The 22,983-nt window shown below is 36.8% G+C and carries 21 protein-coding genes; 15 read left to right on the top strand and 6 right to left on the bottom strand.

All coding sequences use genetic code 11. The features are described from left to right. Positions 1 to 43 precede the first annotated feature (43 nt). From OU989_RS20200 to OU989_RS20155, 10 genes are all read left to right on the top strand, one after another. Positions 44 to 799 carry an exodeoxyribonuclease III gene (locus OU989_RS20200; RefSeq protein ID WP_274794708.1) on the top strand — a complete coding sequence of 252 codons (756 nt, stop codon included), beginning with the start codon at positions 44 to 46 and terminating at the stop codon, positions 797 to 799. A gap of 721 nt (positions 800 to 1,520) precedes the next feature. Further along, positions 1,521 to 3,890, top strand: coding sequence for a penicillin acylase family protein (locus OU989_RS20195; protein WP_274794707.1), 2,370 nt, complete (start codon positions 1,521 to 1,523; stop codon positions 3,888 to 3,890). Between the two features lie 178 nt (positions 3,891 to 4,068). Beyond that, complete coding sequence (locus OU989_RS20190; protein WP_274794706.1) at positions 4,069 to 4,440, top strand: ArsR/SmtB family transcription factor; 372 nt, start codon at positions 4,069 to 4,071, stop codon at positions 4,438 to 4,440. Beyond that, complete coding sequence (locus OU989_RS20185; RefSeq protein WP_274794705.1) at positions 4,421 to 6,544, top strand: heavy metal translocating P-type ATPase; 2,124 nt, start codon at positions 4,421 to 4,423, stop codon at positions 6,542 to 6,544. The genes OU989_RS20190 and OU989_RS20185 overlap by 20 nt, the downstream gene beginning before the upstream one ends. Positions 6,545 to 6,714: 170 nt before the next feature. Beyond that, positions 6,715 to 7,011: a late competence development ComFB family protein gene (locus OU989_RS20180; RefSeq protein ID WP_396631763.1), complete on the top strand. Its 297-nt coding sequence runs from the start codon at positions 6,715 to 6,717 to the stop codon at positions 7,009 to 7,011. Between the two features lie 121 nt (positions 7,012 to 7,132). Further along, complete coding sequence (mntR, locus tag OU989_RS20175) at positions 7,133 to 7,552, top strand: transcriptional regulator MntR (protein WP_274794703.1); 420 nt, start codon at positions 7,133 to 7,135, stop codon at positions 7,550 to 7,552. Between the two features lie 29 nt (positions 7,553 to 7,581). Further along, a complete protein-coding gene (locus OU989_RS20170) occupies positions 7,582 to 8,439 on the top strand; it encodes a CvfB family protein (protein WP_274794702.1) in 858 nt (285 codons plus the stop codon). Positions 8,440 to 8,568: 129 nt separating this feature from the next. After that, the gene (locus OU989_RS20165) at positions 8,569 to 9,483 is read left to right on the top strand and encodes a DUF1002 domain-containing protein (RefSeq protein WP_274794701.1); all 915 of its coding nucleotides are present in this window, start codon (positions 8,569 to 8,571) and stop codon (positions 9,481 to 9,483) included. 135 nt (positions 9,484 to 9,618) lie between these two features. Next, positions 9,619 to 9,900, top strand: a complete 282-nt coding sequence (locus tag OU989_RS20160) for a GNAT family N-acetyltransferase (RefSeq protein ID WP_274794700.1) — start codon at positions 9,619 to 9,621, stop codon at positions 9,898 to 9,900. Positions 9,901 to 10,397: 497 nt separating this feature from the next. Continuing rightward, positions 10,398 to 10,706, top strand: a complete 309-nt coding sequence (locus OU989_RS20155; protein WP_274794699.1) for a hypothetical protein — start codon at positions 10,398 to 10,400, stop codon at positions 10,704 to 10,706. Between the two features lie 17 nt (positions 10,707 to 10,723). Here OU989_RS20155 and OU989_RS20150 read toward each other — a convergent pair whose 3' ends face one another. The 3 genes from OU989_RS20150 to OU989_RS20140 all read right to left on the bottom strand — a co-directional run bounded on the left by OU989_RS20150 (position 10,724) and on the right by OU989_RS20140 (position 14,507). Then, positions 10,724 to 11,866, bottom strand: coding sequence for an MFS transporter (locus OU989_RS20150; protein WP_274794698.1), 1,143 nt, complete (start codon positions 11,864 to 11,866; stop codon positions 10,724 to 10,726). Between the two features lie 121 nt (positions 11,867 to 11,987). Then, the gene (locus OU989_RS20145) at positions 11,988 to 13,508 is read right to left on the bottom strand and encodes a succinyl-CoA:acetate CoA-transferase ScpC (protein ID WP_274794697.1); all 1,521 of its coding nucleotides are present in this window, start codon (positions 13,506 to 13,508) and stop codon (positions 11,988 to 11,990) included. Between the two features lie 348 nt (positions 13,509 to 13,856). Beyond that, on the bottom strand, positions 13,857 to 14,507 hold the full coding sequence (locus OU989_RS20140) for a LytTR family DNA-binding domain-containing protein (RefSeq protein WP_274794696.1): 651 nt from the start codon (positions 14,505 to 14,507) through the stop codon (positions 13,857 to 13,859). Between the two features lie 505 nt (positions 14,508 to 15,012). Here OU989_RS20140 and OU989_RS20135 point away from each other — a divergent pair. The 4 genes from OU989_RS20135 (at position 15,013) to OU989_RS20120 (ending at position 17,990) form a co-directional block, all read left to right on the top strand. Continuing rightward, a complete protein-coding gene (locus tag OU989_RS20135) occupies positions 15,013 to 15,807 on the top strand; it encodes a helix-turn-helix transcriptional regulator (protein WP_274794695.1) in 795 nt (264 codons plus the stop codon). Positions 15,808 to 15,983: 176 nt separating this feature from the next. Then, on the top strand, positions 15,984 to 16,745 hold the full coding sequence (gene yidC / locus OU989_RS20130) for a membrane protein insertase YidC (protein ID WP_274794694.1): 762 nt from the start codon (positions 15,984 to 15,986) through the stop codon (positions 16,743 to 16,745). Positions 16,746 to 16,800: 55 nt separating this feature from the next. Next, a complete protein-coding gene (locus OU989_RS20125; protein WP_274794693.1) occupies positions 16,801 to 17,049 on the top strand; it encodes a hypothetical protein in 249 nt (82 codons plus the stop codon). 158 nt (positions 17,050 to 17,207) lie between these two features. After that, positions 17,208 to 17,990 carry a M15 family metallopeptidase gene (locus tag OU989_RS20120; protein ID WP_274794692.1) on the top strand — a complete coding sequence of 261 codons (783 nt, stop codon included), beginning with the start codon at positions 17,208 to 17,210 and terminating at the stop codon, positions 17,988 to 17,990. A gap of 52 nt (positions 17,991 to 18,042) precedes the next feature. On the opposite strand, the gene cls is transcribed toward OU989_RS20120, so the two are convergent. Both cls and OU989_RS20110 read right to left on the bottom strand, forming a co-directional pair. Continuing rightward, entirely contained in the window at positions 18,043 to 19,500 is a 1,458-nt protein-coding gene (gene cls / locus OU989_RS20115) for a cardiolipin synthase (protein ID WP_274797388.1), read from the bottom strand. A gap of 361 nt (positions 19,501 to 19,861) precedes the next feature. Beyond that, complete coding sequence (locus tag OU989_RS20110; protein WP_274794691.1) at positions 19,862 to 21,022, bottom strand: MFS transporter; 1,161 nt, start codon at positions 21,020 to 21,022, stop codon at positions 19,862 to 19,864. 356 nt (positions 21,023 to 21,378) lie between these two features. Between OU989_RS20110 and OU989_RS20105 the strand changes: the two genes are divergently transcribed. Continuing rightward, the gene (locus OU989_RS20105) at positions 21,379 to 21,516 is read left to right on the top strand and encodes an Lmo0850 family protein (RefSeq protein ID WP_004232019.1); all 138 of its coding nucleotides are present in this window, start codon (positions 21,379 to 21,381) and stop codon (positions 21,514 to 21,516) included. A 59-nt stretch (positions 21,517 to 21,575) separates the two neighbouring features. On the opposite strand, the gene OU989_RS20100 is transcribed toward OU989_RS20105, so the two are convergent. Then, entirely contained in the window at positions 21,576 to 22,763 is a 1,188-nt protein-coding gene (locus OU989_RS20100; protein WP_274794690.1) for an FtsW/RodA/SpoVE family cell cycle protein, read from the bottom strand. Between the last annotated feature and the right edge of the window lie 220 nt (positions 22,764 to 22,983).

Genomic DNA, 22,983 nt, shown 5'->3' with positions numbered 1-22,983 from the left:
TTCGCTGAAGTCGGAGGGCGTTTTTCTTAGGAGTGAGGATGAATTGAAATTAATATCGTGGAATGTTAATGGAATACGAGCTTGCTTAGGAAAAGGCTTTTTGGAGTTTTTTAATCAGGTAGAAGCGGATTTCTTTTGTATTCAAGAAACTAAATGTCAAGCTGGACAAGTGGAACTGCCTCTCGATGGCTATGAACAGTATTGGAATTATGCACAGAAAAAAGGCTATTCTGGAACAGCTATATTCACCAAGCACACACCATTGTCTGTTAAGTATGGAGTAGGAGATGAAGATTCTCAGGATGAAGGTAGAATCATTACCTTGGAATATGAAGCGTTCTATTTAGTAAATGTTTATACGCCTAATGCACAACGGGACTTAGCAAGATTACCACTGCGGTTAGAATGGGAAGACCGTTTAGCCTGCTATTTACAGGAGCTCAATAGCAAGAAGTCCGTAGTCTATTGTGGTGACCTCAATGTAGCACATACGGAAATTGATTTAAAAAATGCAAAGTCGAACATAGGAAACTCAGGATTTACATATGAAGAACGTGAAAAATTCTCAGAGCTATTAGCTAGTGGCTTTGTCGACTCCTTCCGATATAAGCATCCTGAAGAAACTGACCATTACACATGGTGGTCCTATATGAATAAAGTACGCGAACGTAATATTGGATGGCGTATTGATTATTTTATTGTGTCTGATCAGCTGAAGGAACAAATCGACGTAGCAACTATTCATCCTCATGTTATGGGCAGTGATCATTGTCCAATTGAATTGCAATTACATTTCTAGTTTTAAAAATCGTATTTTCTATAGAAAATACGATTTTTTTGCCGTTTTAGAAAGCCATAAGGGTGTTTGATTGCATACACTCGAATGAAGAATTCACTCAAGAATGGGACTTAATATGCTGGGGGCTTACCATCAGGGAGAGAACTCGGTCCACATGCAGTGGAAATCGCTCAAAAGAAGATGGAAAAGCACTCCAATGAGGATAACCTTCTGCTCAAAGAATGAGGGAAGGTGCTCCAATCGGGGGAGAAACCGCTCAAATGTGGTTGGAAAGCGCTCCAACTAGTGGAGAAAGCGCTCAAAGAATGAGGGAAAGTGCTCCAATCAGAGGAGAAACCGCTCAAAGGTGGTTGGAAGGCGCTCCAATCAGAGGAGAAACCGCTCAAAGAATGAGGGAAAGCGCTCCAATCGGGGGAGAATCCGCTCAAAGAATGAGGGAAAGCACTTCAACCGGTAGAAAAACCGCTCAAAGATCATGGCAACGCCCCATCAATAGAATCCCTCGCCCAAAATAGCTTCTATATGAAAATATCATTGCACGGTAGCCTTCATAATTCTTATTGTTTATACTATTCTAATAGCGAATAAATATAAAATTTTGTATTTATGGACTATTTTACATACATAACATACGGAAATTTGTAAAAAAATTGTTGATTAAGCTATGTTTTAAGGGGTTGGGAAGGTAGTACAAGAATATAGTGCAAAGAGGGGGTATTAGATGGGGAAGAGAAAGTTTAAATGGAAAAAGTGGCTGCTTGTTATGGCTGGCATACTGGCAGCTGTAGTGATTGTAGCTTTTATTGGATTTACATGGTTTATGAATAAATCTAAGCCTGTAATTGATGGTGAGTTGGCTGTGGAGATTCTTGATCAGGATGTGACAGTTACAAGGGATGACAAGGGAGTTCCGCATATCTTTGCAAAAACAGATGCTGACTTATATCGTGCGCAAGGCTATGTTCAAGCACAAGATCGACTTTTTCAAATGGACTTAGCTAGAAGGCAGGCAAGTGGTCGATTGTCTGAAATTATTGGGGAAGCAACAGTTAATTCGGACAAACATTTCCGTACATTTAGTTTACGTGATGCAGCTGAAAAATCATTGGCAGCTTATGATGAAGAAAGTAAGCAAGTACTCGAATGGTATGCTGAAGGGGTAAATGCATTTATTGCACAGGCAAAGGAAAAAAATACATTAAGTTATGAATTTGCTTTGTTGGGTTATGAGCCAGAGGAGTGGACCGTCGTTGATTCCTTAACAATTGGTAAGTATATGGCTTATGACTTAGGAGGAAATTGGAATACATTAGCCTTCCGTCATTGGGCTTTACAAAACTTTGAAGAGGAAAAGGCGAAAGAATTATTTATCAAATATCCTAAAAATGCCTCATCTATCATCGAGGCTAACATAAAAAATCCTGTTGCAGTGGCAGGGCAATTCAATGCAGACTTGTTACCAAATGAGTTTAACGGTAGTAATAACTGGGTTGTAGCTGGTGATAAAACAAAATCAGGAACACCGATTTTAGCAGATGATCCACATCTAGGATTAAGCACGCCATCTATTTGGTATCAAATGCATCTCCAATCGCCGGAACAAAATGTTAGTGGTGTTATTTTTGCAGGGATTCCAGGTATTATTTTAGGCCATAATGATGAAATTGCATGGGGTGTTACGAATGTGGGTCCTGATGTTCAGGACTTATACATTGAAATACCAAATCCGGATGATCCAACACAGTTCCGATATGATGGTAAGTGGGAGCAAGCAGAGGTACGTGATGAATCTATCAAGGTGAAGGATGGAGAAACGGTAGACTTTGAAGTCGTTGTGACTCGTCACGGGCCCATTATGACAGATTTAGCATTCAAGGATACAGAGCCAACAGCACAATTCTCAATGCAATGGACGGCACTTCAATCTACAGCAGAACTGAGAGCGGTGCTTGGCTTTAATAAGGCGAAATCTTGGGGTGACTTTGAAAAAGCACTAGAGGATTTTAAGGCGCCAGCTCAAAACTTTGTTTTTGCATCAAAGGATGGCACTATAGCCTATAAAGCCAATGGTCAAATACCAATTCGTAAGCAAGGGGATGGTCAATTACCTGTTCCAGGTGATTCTAGCGAATATGGTTGGGAGGGCTTTATTCCTTGGGAGGAGCTACCAACTGTGGTGAATCCAAAAGAAGGCTTTATTGCAACAGCAAATAACCAAGTAATAGGAGAAGACTATCCATATCACATCACAGATTTCTGGGCTCAACCTTATCGTTTCGAGAGAATTAAGGAAGTGCTAGAGGCAAATGATTCTATCACCGTAGAGGATATGATGGCTTTACAAATGGATCAACATAACCTTTATGCAAGAGAGTTCTTACCCAATTTATTAACTTCTATAAAAGCTCAAGATCAGGATGGTAATTATGCAGAGATTATTGCTATGTTAGAGGATTGGGACATGGTGGATGCAAAAGAATCAGGTGCACCTCTCGTCTTCCATACACTTATGATAAAGCTACAAGAAGTATTGTTTAAAGATCAAATGCCAGAAGATATGTACAACATTATGTATGGGAAATTTAATATTACAGACCAGCTTTTACGAACAGCGTATGCAGGGGAGAAAAGCATTTGGATAGAGGAACAGGGTGGCGTGGATAAAGCAGTTTTCAAGGCACTCGAGCTCACAGTTGCCCAATTAGAGGATCAATTCGGTAAAAACGCTTCGAAGTGGCAGTGGGGGGATTTCCATCAGCTTACTTTTGATCACACATTAGGGAGCGCGTCCCCAATTCTTGCAGCCTATTTTAATGCTAAAAAGGTACCGATTGGCGGCTCCAAGGTTACGGTGCAGGCAGCAGACAATGATTTAGCTGGTAATGTGGATCACGGTGCATCTTGGCGCTTTGTCGTGGATGTCGGTGATCTAAGCTCCGCCTATCATATTGTCGGTCCAGGTCAAAGTGGACATGTAAAGTCTGATTGGTATCAAGACCAGGTACTTGATTGGGCGAAAGGGGAATATCATCAAACATTTGTGAAACAAGAAGAGATAAAAGGTAAAACATTGCAATTAAAGGCACAGTAATAAAAGATTAGCGTACTTATTAAGTGCGCTAATCTTTTTTTTCTTGATTCTGTAATTTTCTATATTGACTAGAAAATACAATGATATAAATCATTATCATTCAAATGCACATTTGAATATGATGGATTAATATGTTACATTGAATACAATCAAACGAATATTTGAATGAGGTGATAAAATGCCAAAGGAAATATGTGAAACGACACATGTAAACGAAGAAGCGGTTACAAGGGTACAGCAACAAATGCCAGATTTATCGGGTGTAGCAAAGTTTTTGAAAGCCTTATCTGATGAAACTAGACTTAAAATTGCCTATGCTTTAAAGGTAGAAGAGGAGTTATGTGTGTGTGATGTTGCTTCTATTATTGGTTCATCAGTTGCAACAGCATCACATCATTTACGTTATCTAAAAGACAATAATTTAGCAAAATCACACCGCAAAGGAAAGCAAGTGTATTACTCTTTAGCGGATGAGCATGTATACCAAATCGTAACAATTGCCTATGAACATGCGAAAGAGGGGATTGCGAATGGCAGCGACACCAACTAAACAAGAATACAGGCTACAAAATTTATCGTGCGCGAGTTGTGCTGCAAAGTTTGAGAAAAATGTAAAGGCTATTCCTGAGGTACAAGATGCACAAGTCAATTTTGGTGCTTCTAAAATAACTGTAGTTGGCTCTATTAGTGTGAATCAAATTGAAGAAGCCGGCGCATTTGATGGCATTAAGGTTACTCAGTCAGTGGCAAGAACACTCGAAAAATCCACACCATTTTACCGTAAAAAGGAAAATGTATTAGCAGGGATTTCTTTGTTCTTTGTTATTCTAGGCTACTTATTAGTTAATATGCGTGGGGAAACAAACCCACTTCCAATTACAATGTTTATCCTAGCTATCCTTGTGGGCGGTGTGGGTATTTTTAAAACGGGCTTTCGAAATCTAGCACGTTTTGAATTTGATATGAAGACTCTGATGACCATCGCTATCATTGGAGCTGCCATTATTGGTGAGTGGGAAGAAGCGGCAGTAGTCGTGTTTTTATTTGCTGTCAGTGAAGCATTAGAGGCGTATTCAATGGATAAAGCACGTCAATCAATCCGTCAGTTAATGGATATTGCTCCGCCAACAGCGATTATTAAAAGAGCCCACGGTGAGCATTTCCATGAGATTGAACTGCCTACTGAAGAAATTCAAATAGGGGATATTCTAATTGTTAAGCCAGGCCAAAAAATTGCGATGGACGGCATTGTCATTAGCGGTTTATCGGCAGTAAATCAAGCAGCCATTACAGGCGAATCGATTCCAGTTAATAAAACGGTAAATGATGAAGTTTTTGCAGGTACATTGAATGAGGAAGGTGCACTAGAAGTCCGTGTAACAAAGCGTGTTGAGGACACAACCATTGCTAAAATTATTCATCTTGTTGAAGAAGCACAGGCCGAAAAAGCTCCTTCACAGCAATTTGTTGATCGGTTTGCTAAATATTACACACCTGCCATTATGATCATTGCTTTTCTAGTAGCTATAATTCCACCTTTATTTGTAGGGGATTGGCAACACTGGATTTACCAAGGATTAGCCGTGCTAGTTGTAGGATGTCCATGTGCACTTGTTGTTTCTACTCCGGTTGCGATTGTCACTGCTATTGGAAACGCTGCAAGGCAAGGTGTTCTTATTAAAGGCGGTGTTTATTTAGAACAATTAGGTCATATTGAAGCGGTAGCCTTTGATAAAACGGGGACGTTAACTAAAGGGCAGCCTGCAGTAACAGACATTTTGACAACGGATGAACGGTCCGAGGATTATCTTTTGCAATTAGTGGCTGCGGTAGAAAAACAATCACAGCATCCTTTAGCAAAAGCTATTTTAAATACTTTGCATAATAAAAACTTACAAGAGCTAGTACCAACAGATTTTCAATCAGTAACTGGCAAAGGTGCCTATGCTACTGTAGACAGCCAGAGAATATATGTAGGTAGCCTGAAATGGGTGGCTACATTAGCTTCTGTTGATAAAAATATTGAAAACAAGGTTAAGAAACTTCAAGATCAGGGTAAAACAGTAGTAGCAGTTGTTTCCAATGATCAACTTATTGGCTTGATTGGAATTGCTGATCAATTGCGTCAAGAAAGTAAGGATGTCTTGCATAAATTAAATGCCTTAAAAGTAAAGCATATGGTGATGTTAACAGGTGATGCAGAGCCTACTGCACAAGCTATTGCTACAACATTAAAAATGACAGATGTGCGCGCTAGTTTATTACCAGAAGAAAAATTAATGGCGATTAAGGATTTACGTGCACAGTTTGGTGCAGTAGCAATGGTCGGGGATGGTGTAAACGATGCACCAGCATTGGCCACAGCGAATGTAGGAATTGCCATGGGAGGCGCAGGAACGGATGCTGCCCTTGAGACAGCTGATATTGCCCTAATGGGTGACGATTTAACAAAGCTGCCTTACACAATTGGCTTAAGCAGAAAAACATTACGGATCATTAAAGAGAATATTATATTTGCCCTAGCTTTAAAATTAATAGCGTTACTACTTGTCATCCCAGGATGGTTAACATTATGGATAGCCATTTTTGCTGATATGGGTGCTACGTTATTAGTGGTCTTTAATTCATTAAGACTAATAAGAACAAAAAAGTAGTAATTAAGGTATGTATCAATAGAAATAAGTAGGATATTAACCTTACTTTGACACTATACATTATATGTAAATAGATGCTACTAGTGATTCTTGAAAAAGACTTTTATTAAGGCTATTATAGTTTCAGGAGTAATGTAACAATTAAATATAAATGAGGCGAAAGTTTGAATATGTCAGATCCTATTTTAGTAAATGTTACAGAAGAAATTGTGCGTGGTTTAGTAAGCTTTTTACTACGAGGACCAGAATATCAAACATTTTGTAAATGCACAATCTGTGAATTCGACACGGTGGCACTTACACTCAACGCATTGCCAAGTAAGTATGTTACATCTATGGAAGCTAGAGATGAGGCATTTAAAGAAATGAATACTCCTGAAAGTATTGAGCGCATCAACAAAGAGATTATTCATGCGTTACATGTGGTAAATAAGTATCCTCGACACAAAGTAGAGCCTACTTCTTAATAGAAGGGGCTCTATTTAAGTTTTACAGCGAGTGTTTTTCTGGCATATGTATTTTCAGTTAACTTTTAAGCCAAGCTTGTAGTAAACTAGAGATAAGAAAAGGAAAGAGAGGGAAAAGGATATGCCAACACCAAGTATGGAGGACCATATCGAACAAATATATTTATTAATTGCCAACAAAGGATATGCACGTGTGTCTGACATCGCTGAAGCATTATCTGTTCTTCCTTCTTCTGTTACAAAAATGGTTCAAAAATTAGATAAAGATGGTTATTTAGTTTATGAAAAGTACCGTGGACTGACATTGACGCCTAAAGGAGAAAAGCTTGGAAAGCGTCTTGTGCAGCGCCATGAATTGCTCGAGCAGTTTTTACGGATGATTGGTGTGGATGAAGAGCGTATTTATGATGATGTTGAGGGAATTGAGCATCACTTAAGCTGGAATTCAATCGATCGTATTGCAGATCTTGTGCAAGTAATGGAAGAGAATCCAGACATCGTGAAAAAATTGGAAGCATCTAAGACACAGCACCATCTTTAAAATGATGGTGTGAAGGAAAGGAAGTCAATATGAACGAATTAAAATCGGGTGAAGTCGTTACGTTAACGGTATTAGAGCAACAAACATCGAAATGGATTTTAACAAATGGAGTTGAAGAACTACCTTTAAATGCTTCAGAGGTAACAGAGCCACTTACTGTAGGTGACCGCCTTGAAGTATTTTTATTTGTGGATCGCCGTGGCGATTTAGCTGCTACTACTGCTATTCCGTCTTTTACACAAGGTGAATATGGCTGGGCGCGCGTCTTGAAAGTGGTGGAGCGTGAAGGCGCATTTGTAGATATTGGTACATCACGTGAGGTTTTAGTAAAGGCAGAGGATCTACCTGCTATAAAAGAGTTATGGCCAGAACCAGGCGATCATTTATTTATGACATTGCGTACAGATCGTAATGGTGAGTTATTTGGACGTTTAGCAACGGAAGAAAAAATTTCGGAGCTTTACGAAGGTGCATTTGAAGATATGCACAATAAAAATATCCTAGCACGTCCGTACCGCTTGTTACCAGTGGGCTCATTTTTGCTAGGTGTAGAAATTCCTTACCGTATCTTTGTTCATGAATCGGAGCGCAATGCAGAGCCTCGACTAGGACAAGATGTCGTTGTTCGTATTATCGATGTAAAAGAAGATGGTTCAATGAATGCATCTCTTTTACCGAGAAAACATGAGCGTCTTTCAAATGACGCACAACAAATATTGAATTATCTACAAGGTGTGGGAGGTAAAATGCCATTTGGTGATAAATCATCTCCTGAAGAGATTCAAGACATGTTTAACATGAGTAAAGGTGCATTCAAACGTGCCTTAGGAACACTCATGAAGGCAGGTAAAGTAAAGCAAGAAAACGGCTGGACAGAAGAAGTTTAGTGAATATAAGTGGAAAAGCGACGAGAAACATCTTTGAAACCTTCTCGTCTTTTTTTCGTACTAATTATTGTATAATGACATACATTATACAGGCTAATTACGAGGTTTTAACGAAAGGGGTCACACGATTTGAAAAATACATGGATTAAAATACTAACAGCTACAATGTTGGTATTCGGAGTGATGGCACCAGCAACGGGGTTTGCATCTGATAATACGCCTCCGAAAGCAATTGATGAAAAACTAGGCGTACCTATTGTTGTGTATGGAGCCAATTTATCTGAGGATGAAAAAGAGTCAGTAAAGAAATCATTAAAAGTAAGTGAAGAACCTGAAATCGAAGAAATTACTGTGTCAGGTCAGGATCTGGTTAAATACATTAAAGATAGTAATTCAAGTTCTCGTATGTATTCTTCTGCTAAAATTACACGTAGGGATGCAGGAAAAGGTCTAGTGATCGAGATTGTAACACCATCCAATATAACGCAAGTTACTTCAGAAATGTACGCGAATGCCATGCTAACAGCAGGGATTCAAGATGCAACAGTACAAGTAGCTGCACCGAAAGCTGTTACAGGTCATTCAGCGTTAGTAGGTATCTACAAGGCTTATGAGGTTACAACAGGTGAAACACTTGATATTGATCGTACAGATGTAGCAAATGAAGAATTATCAGTAGCAACATCCATTGCAGAATCGGCTGGGGTAGATGATGCAAAAGTTGCAGAATTATTGACAGAAATTAAAAAGCAAATTGCTGAATTAAAGCCAGCAACACGAGAGGACGTTGAAAAAATCGTCCAGGAGCAATTAAATAAGCTAGAAATCAACTTAAGTGAAAAGGATCGTCAATTGCTAGTGGATTTAATGGATAAAATCAGTAAGCTAGATATTGATTTTAGTAAATGGTCCGAACAATTAAATGATATTAGTAACACCATTCAAGAAAAATTCGGTTCCCTTATGGAAGATAAAGGATTCTGGGAAAGTGTGAAAAGTTTCTTTGCTAATTTAAAAGATACTATTTCTTCTTGGTTTAACTAACGATTTAATAGTAAAAGAATCTGTGATACTCACATACTAGAATGAGTGCACAGATTCTTTTTTGTTTAGGAGAGTTAGGAAGTTTTGTGAAAATATAAAAAGCTATGGTACTATGAATAAAAGGAGTGGTGAGAAATGGAATTCCAATTACAACAACTAGCGGAAAATAAGTTTGCATTTTTAAATGAGCAAGATGGGGAAAGACTAGCAGAAATTACATGGCAGCAAAATGGTCAAGTAATGGTAATGGATCACACATATGTATCAGATAAACTCCGAGGACAAGGTGTGGCTAAACAATTACTCGATCAGGCTGCATCCTATGCACGTGATAAAGGCTATAAAATGGAAGCTGTTTGTTCCTATGTTGTTGCAGCATTTGAAAAATCAGATGCATATAATGATGTGAAACAATAAAAAATAAGGCAATCTGCTTATGAGATAAGCGGATTGCCTTTTAATTTTTTGAGCAAATCATTTTAGCAGCTCCTTACAGTAAGATGACACTATAGATTAATACAGTTAAGAAGCCAGCTCCACCTATTAATGATGCCATATCTACCCAATCATACGCTAAGTCGAAATCTTTCATCCTAATCACTCTCCTGTTTTAGTATTAATTCATTAATTCCCTTTACTTGCCTTTTATAATCATAAGTAGTTACAAAATTATGATGAATGAAAAAAATGATGGTAAGAGACTCGATATAAATAGAATCTAAGTGTAATTGTCTCCCATCATGGCAAGACGAAGAGTATAGAAATAGTGAAATGGTTACTAGATAACAAGGCAAGGTTTAGCTATACATTGATATATATGCTAGAGGTTATAAAAAAATAATGTTTATTCTTTTAAGAATAGGGAAAAACTATACTACAGAGCTAGTTTCTATATTTTTAGGAGGTAATAAATCATGGCAAAACGAAAAGGAACAGGTGTTGTCATTGCAGGATTAGCAGGATTAGCAGCATCTTATTTTAGTAAAAAAGAGAATCGTGATAAAGCTTTAACAATGTTTAATGGTTTGAAAGCCAAGTTAGAGTCATTTCTTACAGCAGGTCCTGAAATGCATGACAATATTGCGGAGCGTGTTTCAACAGAGGTTGCAACAGAGGCAGGCACCTCACCAACAAAGATTGCCTCAAATGAAATGGTAGCTGAAGGCGGAGGACATACAGGTGTCCATTTCTATAATGAAGAAATTCAAGAAAAAGAAAAATAACGAAAAAACCTTCTCATCTATGCGTGAGAAGGTCTTTTGTGTGGAAGTAGGATGACTCCCGCGAAGATTAGTAATACTATTCCCGTAAAGATAAAGCCGCTAATAATGCCCAGTGACAGCCAACCTAGTAAAGAGGAGCCAAGCACTACGCCAAGGGAGAAAAATGCATAGAAATAGCCGTATGCTTTTCCACGTACTTCAGCAGTTGTGGAGTCAATTAGTAGGGAATTTACTGAAGGGAATAGGAAACCGAATCCGATTCCATAGCAAGCCATCGCCATATATAGTAAAGAGCTAGAATCAGCCTGACTAATTAATAATTGGCTTATTCCCATTAAACCTATACCAAAGGACAATGTTTTGAGTGGTGAGACCTTATCAAATATACGGTTAGTTGGTAATAGAAAAACTAGGACAGCAATAATACCAAAGGTGCTCATTAAAGTTCCACTTAAACGCGAGTCAAATCCTAAAGATTGAACTTTTAGTGGGAGTAGGTAGGCAATAACACCTTGAGAAAACATTAAGAAGAATGCGCCTAAAAAGGCTTTTAATGTACCCGTGTTATTAAAAAATACACTGATCGAAATATATGTACTGGGTTCTGCTTTTTCTCTTTGTACCTGCTTTGTTTTCAACATAAAGAACGCTAGAATACCTAGCATAAGCATAGAGCTTGCCGTGATATTGAAAACGAATGGGACGCTTGTTCGACTTGCTAATATACCACTAAATGCAGGGCCGATAATTGCTGCAATCCCTACAAATGCGCCGGAAATAGCACTGCCCTTTCCCCTTTTTTCTTGTTCAGTAGCGTTTGCTAAAAAGGTAAAGGCAGCTGGAACTATAAAGCCTGCAACAAGTCCATGGATAAAACGTACAATTAAAAGAGCAATTGGTTCTTCTATTAAATTATATAGTGTTAGCGATAAACCTGTTGTCAGAAGACCTGTTATAAGGATGATAAAAGGTCCTTTACGATCTGTTAAAAATCCGGAAATGATATTACCAAAAGTGTTGGACAGCGAATACATACCTACAGCAAGACCTGTTAGGAATGCAGAGGCACCTAGAGATTCAGCGTATGTACTCATAACAGGCAACTGGGTAAAAAGATCGAAAAATGAAAAGAAAATAATGACATAGATAAATTTTTTCATAGTTCCTCCAATGAAATCGAGCAGTTTAGCAAGGTAGTTTCATATGGTCCTATTATAGCATTTTCCAATAAAAAAGAACGTCCAATAAGTTTGACTTATTAGACGTCCTAAAAAGTAGTGATTAAGCTTTTGCAACTTCTTTTTTCATTGTTTTGTTTTTAGCAAGGTTTACATGCCAAGAAAGTGCTTCTTCTAAAATATGAGGTGTTTGGTGGTTACCAGTTGCTTCAACTGCACGGTTGTAGTAATCCCATAATTGTTCTTTGTAATCTGGGTGTGCACAGTTTTCGATAATTAAAGGTACACGCTCTTTTGGAGCTAGACCACGTAAGTCAGCAATACCTTGCTCAGTTACGATTACATCTACATCATGCTCAGTGTGGTCAACGTGAGAAACCATAGGCACGATAGAAGAGATTGCTCCACCTTTTGCATATGATTTTGTGACAAAAATACCTAGACGTGCATTACGTGCGAAGTCACCTGAACCACCGATACCGTTCATCATACGAGTACCAGATACATGTGTTGAGTTTACGTTACCATAGATATCTAACTCAAGAGCAGTATTGATTGAGATTAATCCCAAACGACGGATAAGCTCTGGGTGGTTAGAAATTTCTTGTGGACGTAAGCAGATTTTGTCAGCATATTTTTCTAAATTGCCGTATACTTTTTTCTGCAATTCTTCAGTAAGTGTAATTGAAGTAGCAGCGGCAAATTTAACTTTACCTGCGTCAATCAAGTTAAATACAGCATCTTGTAGTACTTCAGATGCAACAACTAAATCTTCGAATTCTGAATCTGCAAAACCGTCTAATACGGCATTTGCTACAGAACCTACACCAGATTGTAGTGGCATTAATTGTTTTGTTAAACGACCCGCTTTAATTTCATCACGGAAGAAGTCTAATAGAATGTTTGCCATTGTTTGTGTTTCTTCATCTGGTGGTACGATTAATGAAGGCGCATCTGGCTCTTCAGAAATAACAATTGCTTTAATTTTTGCTGGATCAACTTTGATACCAATATCACCAAGGCGCTGCATAGCATCTGTCATTGGGATAGCTTCACGGTTACCTTGTTCACCAGGTACATAAATATCGTGGATACCGATTAACGCTTCTGGATGAGAAATGTTTAACTCGATAATAATATTTTCAGCATATTCTGCGAAGATTGGTGAGTTACCTACAGAGTTTGTTGGAATGATAAATCCATCTTCAGTAATAGCAACTGCTTCAAGAATTAGATATTTAATTGGTCCAATAATTCCTTGGCGCACTAGCTCAGCATTGTGTGAAAGATGAGCATCTACATAAAGCACATCTCCTGAGTTAATTAAATTACGGATACCCGCGTCACCTTGGAATGGTCCACGTTTACGAATTGCACCAGCTTCTGCTAAGTACTTGTCTACTTCTGGTCCTAATGATGCACCTGTATATACATCAATTTTGAATTCTTCATTTTTTGCGCGCTCAACTAATGCCATTGGCACAACTTTTGCGTCCCCAGCACGAGTAAAACCACTCATACCAACTACATCACCGTTAGAAATAAGTGCTGCTGCTTCTTCTGCAGTAACAATTTTACTCTCAAGTTCTTTTAAACCTAGGCGTTTTTGAACATTTGCATCCATAAAAAATCCTCCCCTAAATAATTTTGATGGAAACCGATTACAAAACTAGAAAAAACCTTTATGAATTTTCTGTTTATTCAGTTGTAGTATGACTCCAACCATTTGAATAATACTATCACCAAATTGTCACAAAAACTTTAGAATTAGCATTAAATTGAGTAAAAAAAGGAAAATCGAGCATTAAGATGATTTTTCGACAGAGAAAACGTTTTATTGTAGAGCTGTATAAATTTAGAGGATATCAACATAAAAACGATGTAAAAAGGGAAGAGGGGAAAGAAAAGGAATTAAATTTTTTCGTAAAAAAGTACAGCGAACAATTTACAAATTGTTCGCTGTACATAGAAATTAGAAACCTAAAGAACGACGGAAGTAGCTTGCATAGCGTTGGCTTACAGGAATACGAGTACCGTCCTTCATAATTAATAAAAACGTTGAGTGTGAATCTGGTTGAATTTCATCGATGTAGTCAATATTAACGATATATGAGCGGTGACAACGAATAAATGAATCAGGTGCTAAAAATAGCTCTAAATCACTTAGGTTTAAACGGTGATAACCTTCACGAGTCATTGTTTTAACAAATGTTTTACGGAGTTGTGTTTCTAAATAAATAACTTGATCATGTTGAATTGGGTACCAGCAATCATCGATTTTGATTGTAATGTAGTTTGTTAAGAATGCTGATGGTTTTTGCGGGAAGATAGCAGTGATTGCTCCTTTTGTTTCGCCTTCCTCCATTAATGGAATACTCATTCCGTAGTAAGCGACACCGAATACATCGGGTTCGATGTAAGAGCTAATTTTTTGACCATAGCTTAGTGCTTTGTGTGCGGCTGAACCTTCTTTAATAGGGTCACCAGGTTTAATTTTTAAATCAACTTTTTTGCTTGGCTGGTAATATAAATATTCATTGGTATCAGAAATAGCAATGGAAGTATTCTCAGGGAAGAATTCCTTAATAATCTCCATTATTTCTTCTATTTGTTTTGGATCCACTATAAACACCTCGTCTAAACTTTTAAAAATAGTATTATCATCTATTTTACTACATATTCATATAAATTATATAGAGAAGATTTAGGAATAAAATAGAAAAATGTCGATTGACACATTAGAATGACGTCAGAAGTTTTGTATAATTTGTAAATTAATTTATTTAATGACTAATTTTTTTTGATAGGTATATGGTAAAATTTAATTGTTAGAGATAAGTTTACGAGGTTTCTACTATGCCTATGTGATTAATTAGCACTAGAGTAGCAATTAAAATGTGGTTGAAAGGAACTCGCAGAATATGGTAAAATTCACTGTATAGTCTATTTTTTTAAGATCTGGTGTTTTAGTTGGGTTATATTTGAGTTATTTTTTATAAAAAATTGTGAAATAGGACTCAATTCTTATATTGAATTAACAAATACTATTTTCTTATTTTTAATTTGTAAGGATTGGTGTCAAATTTTGTCATGCAATTCGTGTACTCTGAGGAAAGATGGGGAAGATTATGCAACTACATCAACATTCTATGTCAGAAACGATTTCAAAAAGATACTTCCAAGAAATCGATAATATTAATCAATATATCGGTGTCGAAGAATTTTTTAATATTGAGTCGAAATTAATTTTTGAAATTTACCATTTAGAATCTGCCAAAGCTAAAAAATCTTTGCATGAATTAATTGATATTCTTTCAATACGTTTTGGCAAGCAGGTCATAAAAATTGTTCGAAGTTATTTTTCCGTTTTGTCCTCCATTGTGGCCCGTAAATTGCTGGACAATCAAGTGCCTTCGAAAAAAGCTTTTGCTTTTAATATTGCTTGTAACGATATGATAGAAAATCAAATGAAAGATGCAGAGTTTTTACAATTTGCTGATGATTTAATTGATTTCTTTGTCTACTTTATTGCAGATCGCAAACAACCGACTTTCCGACATCAAACTGTCAACAAAGTGATCATGTATATAAATGACGAGCTTGAAAATGATTTAACAGTGGAAAGTATCGCTAACAATTTTCATATAAGTACGAGTCACTTATCACGTATTTTTAGAGAACACGTTGGCATTACATTAGTAGAGTATTTAAACGTGCGACGTGTAGAAGAATCACAATACTACTTACGACATACCAACAAGAGTATTACTTCTATCTCCGATCAATTCCATTTTTGTAATCAAAGTTATTTTACTCGTATTTTCAAAAAATATACTGGGGTAACGCCTAAGCATTTTAGAGATGAACTACATCATGAATTTTACCGTTTTGAAATGGCAGAGACTGAATTACTAAATGTTTAAAACATTGAGCATAGAACAAGAAAAGGTGCGAACGTATTAGCATAGCTAAAACTCGCATCTTTTTTATGAATTAATTTATGGAATGGTGACGAGAATTAGTAGCACTTGCTATTTGATAAAGATAGACCCTATAAGGTATACTTCACAGTAGTTGATAAATAATAGTAGGTGGAAAAATGAAAAATTGGAAGCTATTTTCAATGCTTGGACTGGCTGTTTTTGTTCTTAGTGGCTGTCAAGCTGTGCAAAACAAAGAAGGTTTTTTCTACAGTATCTTTGTAAAACCTATGGAGTTTTTACTGGAATTTTTCGGGAATGATATTTTTTCAGGAAGCTATGGTTTAGCAATCATTGCGATAACAGTTCTTATTCGTTTAATCTTAATGCCGATTATGTTGAAAAACTATCGTCAACAACAATTGATGAAAACGAAAATGGATGCGTTTAAACCTGAAATGGAAGCTGTTCAGAAAAAAATGAAAGAAGCTAAAACGAAAGAAGAGCAAACACAATATCAACAAGAAATGATGGCTCTGTATCAAAAGCATGGCATTAATCCGCTCAATATGGGTTGCTTACCGATGTTGATTCAAATGCCAATTATTATGGGTCTTTATTTCTCGATTTTGTATTCTACAGATGTAAAATCACATGAGTTTTTATGGTTTAGCTTAGGTTCACCTGATATTGTTATGACCATTATCGCAGGGATTGTTTATCTAGTTCAAGCTCGTGTATCATTATGGACTGTACCTGAACAACAAAAGGCTCAAATGAAAATGTTTATTTATATTTCACCAATTATGATTGTCTTTATCTCGATGTCTTCAATGGCGGCCCTACCACTATATTGGTCTGTCAGTGGTGCATTGTTGATTATTCAAACATATATTGGACGTAAATATTATTCGGAGCATCCCGAAAAAGCAAAATCATAAATTCATTGTTGTCGAGGCGCTTCTGTTGCCTCGATTTTTTTAGGAGGACAGCAAGATGAACAGAAAGTGGCTATCATCAATTTTTGTTGCAATTTTTAGTATTGCGGCACTAGTATTTATAATAATGGGGAAATTTAATTTTGCGGTATTGGCAATGACAATTATGTTTACCTTATCGAACGGGTTTAGAGCAAAGAGTTTTGAAGAGCAGGGCTATGTAAAAGAGTCGAAATGGATGAAGTATATGGCAATTTTTTTCGCCATAGCTTCTATAATAGTATTTGTCATTATTCTAACAGACTAAACTGTAAAGATTTGCGTGGGAAAATTGCACTTAAAAATGTGAACAGTGCTAAAATGAGATTATATCAAACAGGTAATATAATAAAATCGGTATTTCAGGATGAACCTTTTAAAAATCATCCGTTGGGATACCTGATAATTATTAAAGGGGCATAAATAGTGAAAAACAATCGTCTTCCGCTTATCCTTGGTGCTTGCATTTCTATCGCTTTAATTGTTGCTATTTTTGTAGTTTATAACTATAAAAATAATCAAGTTAATAATGCAGCGGATGAGCAACCAAAAACAACAGAAACAAATAATTCAGAGAAAGATTCTACTGCAACAGAGAAGCCAGTTAAAGAAGAACCAGAAACACCTGCAAAGCCAGAGCAACAACCTGATGAAAATGGCTATCTACCAAATCAAACATTACCTACTGAACCAACTTATATAAAGGGCGTTCTGCTAGCGAATAAAATTTATCCGCTTCCTTCAACTTTTGCACCTGAGGAAAATCCAGAAGCACGACAAGCGCTAAATCAAATGTTAGCTGCTGCCAAGCAACAAGGGTTTGATTTAGTCGCATTTAGTGGTTACCGATCATTTGAATATCAAACAACGCTTTATGAAAACTATGTTAAACGTGATGGACAAGCAGCTGCAGATCGATATAGTGCCCGTCCAGGCTATTCGGAGCACCAAACAGGTTTAGCGTTCGATATAGGCGAGCGCGGAAAAGAAGATTTATGGCTGACAGAAGAATTTGGAGAAACACCGGCAGGACAATGGCTATTCGCTCATGCCCAAGACTATGGTTTTATTCTTCGATTCCCGCAAAACAAAGAAAACATCACAGGTTATATGTATGAGTCGTGGCATTATCGCTATGTGGGCAAAGATATTGCAAAAGAGATTGCAAAACAAAATATTACGTTAGAAGAATATTTGGGCGTTAAATAAAAAAAGGAAGAGGAGTGGTTCTATAAGAACTAGCTCTCTTCCTTTTTCTATTTTATAAAATAGGTGTTAATAAACGAGAAATGGATTCTTTAAATTTAATAAGTGCTGAGCGGTTTTTGTACATTTCCCATGTTAATTCCGTACAATCAAAAATATCCTTTTCAAACAGCTCTGCAAGTTGGTGCGATATATTGGCATCATAAATAAAGGCATTGACTTCAAAATTAAGACTGAAGCTTCGTACATCGATATTAGCTGTTCCGACAGAGGATGCCTCGTCATCAATAATGATGGCTTTTGCATGGATAAAGCCTTTTTCATAAATGTATACTTTCGCTCCAGCACGTAATAACTGTCCTACATAGGAATAAGTCGCCCAATAAACAAACATGTGGTCAGGTTTATTAGGAATCATAATACGTACATCAATGCCAGATAACGTAGCAATTTTAATGGCATCTAAAAAACTTACATCGGGAATAAAATAAGGTGTCTGAATGTATATATATTTTTGAGCCATGTTAATGAGTTTTAAATAACCGATCTTAATTTGTTCCCAGTCCGAATCTGGTCCGCTTGAAACAATTTGTAAGCCAACGTCTCCTTTTTTAGGAATCGCAGGGAAGTAACGATCAGAGTAACCCATTTTTTGTTGTGCACTTGCTTGGTTCCAATCAAGTAAAAAACGTGTTTGCAAAGGATGTACGGCACTTCCCTCAATGCGTAAGTGAGTGTCTCTCCAGTAACCAAACTTTTTCTGTAACCCTAGGTATTCATCACCGACATTAAAGCCTCCAATATAGCCAATTCGGCCATCAATGACAACTATTTTTCGGTGATTTCTAAAATTTAGGCGGGGATTAAGGAGTGGCAAAATAGAGGGGAAGAAAACTTCTACTTCACCACCAGCATTAAGCAATTCCTTAAAATTGCGCTTTTTCACATTACGTGACCCCATCTCATCGTAGAGAAGACGTACCTTGACACCTTGCTTTGCTTTTTTAGTTAGTGCATTGACGATACGAGTACCTAAGTTATCAAGGCGGAAGATATAATATTGAATGTGAATATGATCTTTTGCTGCTTCAATATCTTTAAGGAGTTGTTCAAATTTATCGGCACCATCGTCAAAAATATCTAGATGGTTGTCCTGGGTTAATACCGCATTATTTGTTCTGAGGTGCATGTAAATCATCTCTTGATAGTTTTCGGCATTTGCAATGCGAAATTCAAATGTTTCATCACGAATGGCTTCCATTTGGTAAGTAATAAGGTTGTCTATCCCAATATCCTTACGTCCTTCCCAACGGAATAAATGTTTTCTTCGTAACTGTCTTCCGAGTAATAGGTACAAAATAAATCCAGCTAATGGCAGGAAAAATAGTACGAGAATCCACGCCCAAGTAGAGGTAGCATCTTTACGTTCTAAAAAAATGATGGTCATAGCTAATAAAATATTAAAAAATAAAGTTAAAGGGACTAAATATTGTATATCTGTAAAAATGCTCATTCCTACACCTGCCTTTACTATTGTTAACAACATACTTTAGTATAGCCTACTTCAAAAGAGGAAAGAAGATACGAAATGGCTAGATCATATGGAAATGGCGTAGCTCGGAAACTGATCAAAGATACTCCAACACCTTAATCAAGTCCTAATCCAAAACCAATCTCCAATGATAACACATTTCAGCTTGAAGTAGCTTGATATCTCCATTTAAAAAATAAGAGCATGGCTAGCTATTTTCTTCATCCTATCAGAACAGGAGAGGGGAGAAAGCATTGTGCATGATAATCTTGTTTAAACATAAGCACTTGCATAGAATTGTAATCATGACTTAGCAATACGAAATATGCTGTAGAAGTCAAAACTATTCATAACGCAATGATTTTTTTGATGCCTTATATATATAAATAAGACTTATCGACAAAATAGCAATCACTGCCGAGGTATAATAACCAAGACTAGCTTGTACTGTAAATAGCCAAGTGAAAAAGAGTGGGCCGAGAATACGACCTAAGTTATCCATTGAATAGGAGAGCCCTGCGGCAGTACCATATTGTCCTCCAGATTCTTTAGAGGAGAGCGATACCACACATGTTCTAGCAAGTGCATTACCAGCTGTAAAGACACAAAGGGCTAGGCCAGCCATAAAAAGGTTAGTAGTTAGTGTGAATAAAAGCATTCCTATAGCTGTTACAATTTGTGCGCCGATTAACCAGGTTGTCTCGCTACCGTTTTTTATACGCCGAACGACGCCACCTTGAATTGCAGCATCAACAAAGCCACTAAACATAAATAAATACCCAATTTGCAATGGTGTAATGTGAATTTTTTCGATTTGGAATAATTGGAATGTAGCCTCAACACCAGCTAGCATAAAGGTTACTAAAAATGAAAACAGAAAGAGGTAACGCACTCGGTATTGTAGCATTTTACCAGCGCCTTTTGGCACAATAGCACGTTTATTCGAATCTTTTCGTTTTTCTGGTTCTTTTAAGACGAAACTTGCATAAATAAATAATAGTGCAATTAATATTGCGGAAGCGATAAACGGTAATTGCAAGCTATAATGTCCTAGCATACCACCGATTGCTGGACCGAAAATAAAACCAAGACCAATGGACATGCCCATAAAGCCCATATATTTATTACGATCCTCTTCACTGGACATATCTGCGATAAATCCTGTTACTGCTGTATATAATGCTCCTGAAAATAAACCACCAATAATACGAGAGACATACAAAATAGTCAGGTTATCAATAAATAATGAAAAAATAACAAAGCTAAGGCTAAATCCAACAAGACCTGTTAAAATTAAATGTTTACGCCCTACCTTATCGGATAGCATGCCCCAAAATGGTGCTGTGAAAAAACTTGCAAGTGAGTAGACAGTTAATAATCCACCAACGTGGAGATCATGCCAATTTTGCTGTACAATCACCTCTGGTAAGACAGGAATAATAATGCCAAATCCAAGATAGACGAGGAATTGAACAGACATCAATAATAAAATTGCCTTCTTCATACAGTTCCCTGCTTTCATACGATATTTCAATATGTATATTCTAACCTTCTTAATCTTGCGATTACAAGAATGTGGAGGGAGATCTTTGGATAATGAGTAATGAATCGGTAGGAAAGAGGTGCCGCTTAAAACAAAAGAGCAAGTCAGTGAATAAAATAAAGCCACTTCGGGCAGTTTAAATATGTTTGGTAGTAAAGAGTGATGGGTATAAAAAATTTACAATGTAACAAAATTGAAAAAAATTTTATGTAAGTTAAGTGCTATGATAAATTTGTCAGACATCTACTCTTAGAAAAATGAAACTTTTTTGTAAATAAAACGTTATATAAAATCGAGGAAAGATTGAGGTGGAATGTATGACGAAAGAAGTAGATTTGAAAAAGATTGTTTCGAATTTATCTAAGTTGGGTGTAACAGCCACTGTAACAAAGTCTCGACTAGAACTTTTAAAAGTGCTCACACCACCAACGCAGACACCGCAAGTTCAAGCTTAACTCGTTTACAATAGAAAAAGGGAAGTCTCCATGTAAGAGACTTCCCTTTTTCTATATGTTTATTCATCTTCATCATGTGTTGTAAACATGTATGTGCGATAGTGGAACCGCATACTAAAGACAAGACCAATAGCTAAAGCATTTCCCATTAAAGAACTTCCTCCGTAGCTAATAAACGGAAGCGGAATACCTGTAATAGGTAATAATTGAATTGTCATTCCTATATTTTCGAAAACGTGGAAGGTAATCATAGCAATAATACCAGCACAAACATATGTTGAAAATGGATCTTTTAATAAGAGTGTTGTTTTTGTTAAGTGATAAATTAATAAGAAGAAAATACAAATAACAATACTAGCTCCAATAAAACCCCATTCCTCACCAATTACTGTGAAAATAAAATCGGTATGGTTTTCTGCTACATATACTTCTCGATTTCGAAAACCTTTACCAAAAATTTCACCTGACCCAATGGCATTTAACGATGTAATTAAATGATAGCCATCACTAGATGAATAGGAATAGGGATCTAGCCAGGAGTAAATTCGAGCAAACTGGTAAGCTTTAAAGCCAAATGTTTTCTCAAGGAAATCCTGCATGTAAAGTGCCATCCACAATAGTGAACCACCTGCTAGCACGCCACCTAAAAATGTAGGAAGAATGATTTTCCAAGAGATACCCGCTACAATGATGAGTGCTGCAGTAATCGCTAAGAATACAAGAGCTGAACCAAGGTCAGGCTGTTTTAAAATAATCCCTAAAGGTACGATTAATGTGATACCGATTTTACCAAGTAGTAAAAAATCAGTTTTTAAAGATCTTAATGAATAAACTTCATGATGCTTACTTATCAATCGTGCTAGTGCTAAAATGTAAAAGGTTTTCATAAACTCAGAAGGCTGAATATTTCCAATCGGTGTGTGATACCAGCTTTTAGCACCATTAACGGGTGCACCGATTTGGCCTTCTCCTTCAGGCATAAAAATAAGCAGTACCAATAAGGCAATCCCTGCTCCATACATATACCATGACATTTTTTTGTATTGATCTGGTTCAAAAAACATCACAATGCCAATAATTACGGCACCAATTATATACCATTGCATTTGTTTTGGTACGTAGTTAATGCCATACTGACCTGATGTTTGTGCAGATGCAATAGCTAACAAACTAATGACTAGAAAAGTGAAAAGAATAAAAGCAAGGGTCCAGTCAAAACGATTTGCGAAATTTCGTTTATTTTCCATAAAAGCCACCTAAATTAAAATAGTATCTCAGTATGAGTAAATGTGATGCGTTTCTTCCTATTTCGTTTATAATTGTTCAAAGAAGAGAGCAATTTATAGGAGTTAGGTATTGGTGAAAAAATAACCTTCATCCACTGATAAGCTTGCAATTTGCTTTGAATATTGTCAATGGAATTTTAAGCAAATACTTGTACTCAATGAGTAGTCTTAAATTTGTATG

The sequence above is a fragment of the Lysinibacillus irui genome (assembly GCF_028877475.1).
Lineage (GTDB): Bacteria > Bacillota > Bacilli > Bacillales_A > Planococcaceae > Lysinibacillus > Lysinibacillus irui.
Note: the sequence above shows the minus strand (reverse complement) of the source record. Positions and strands in the feature narration are given on the sequence as shown.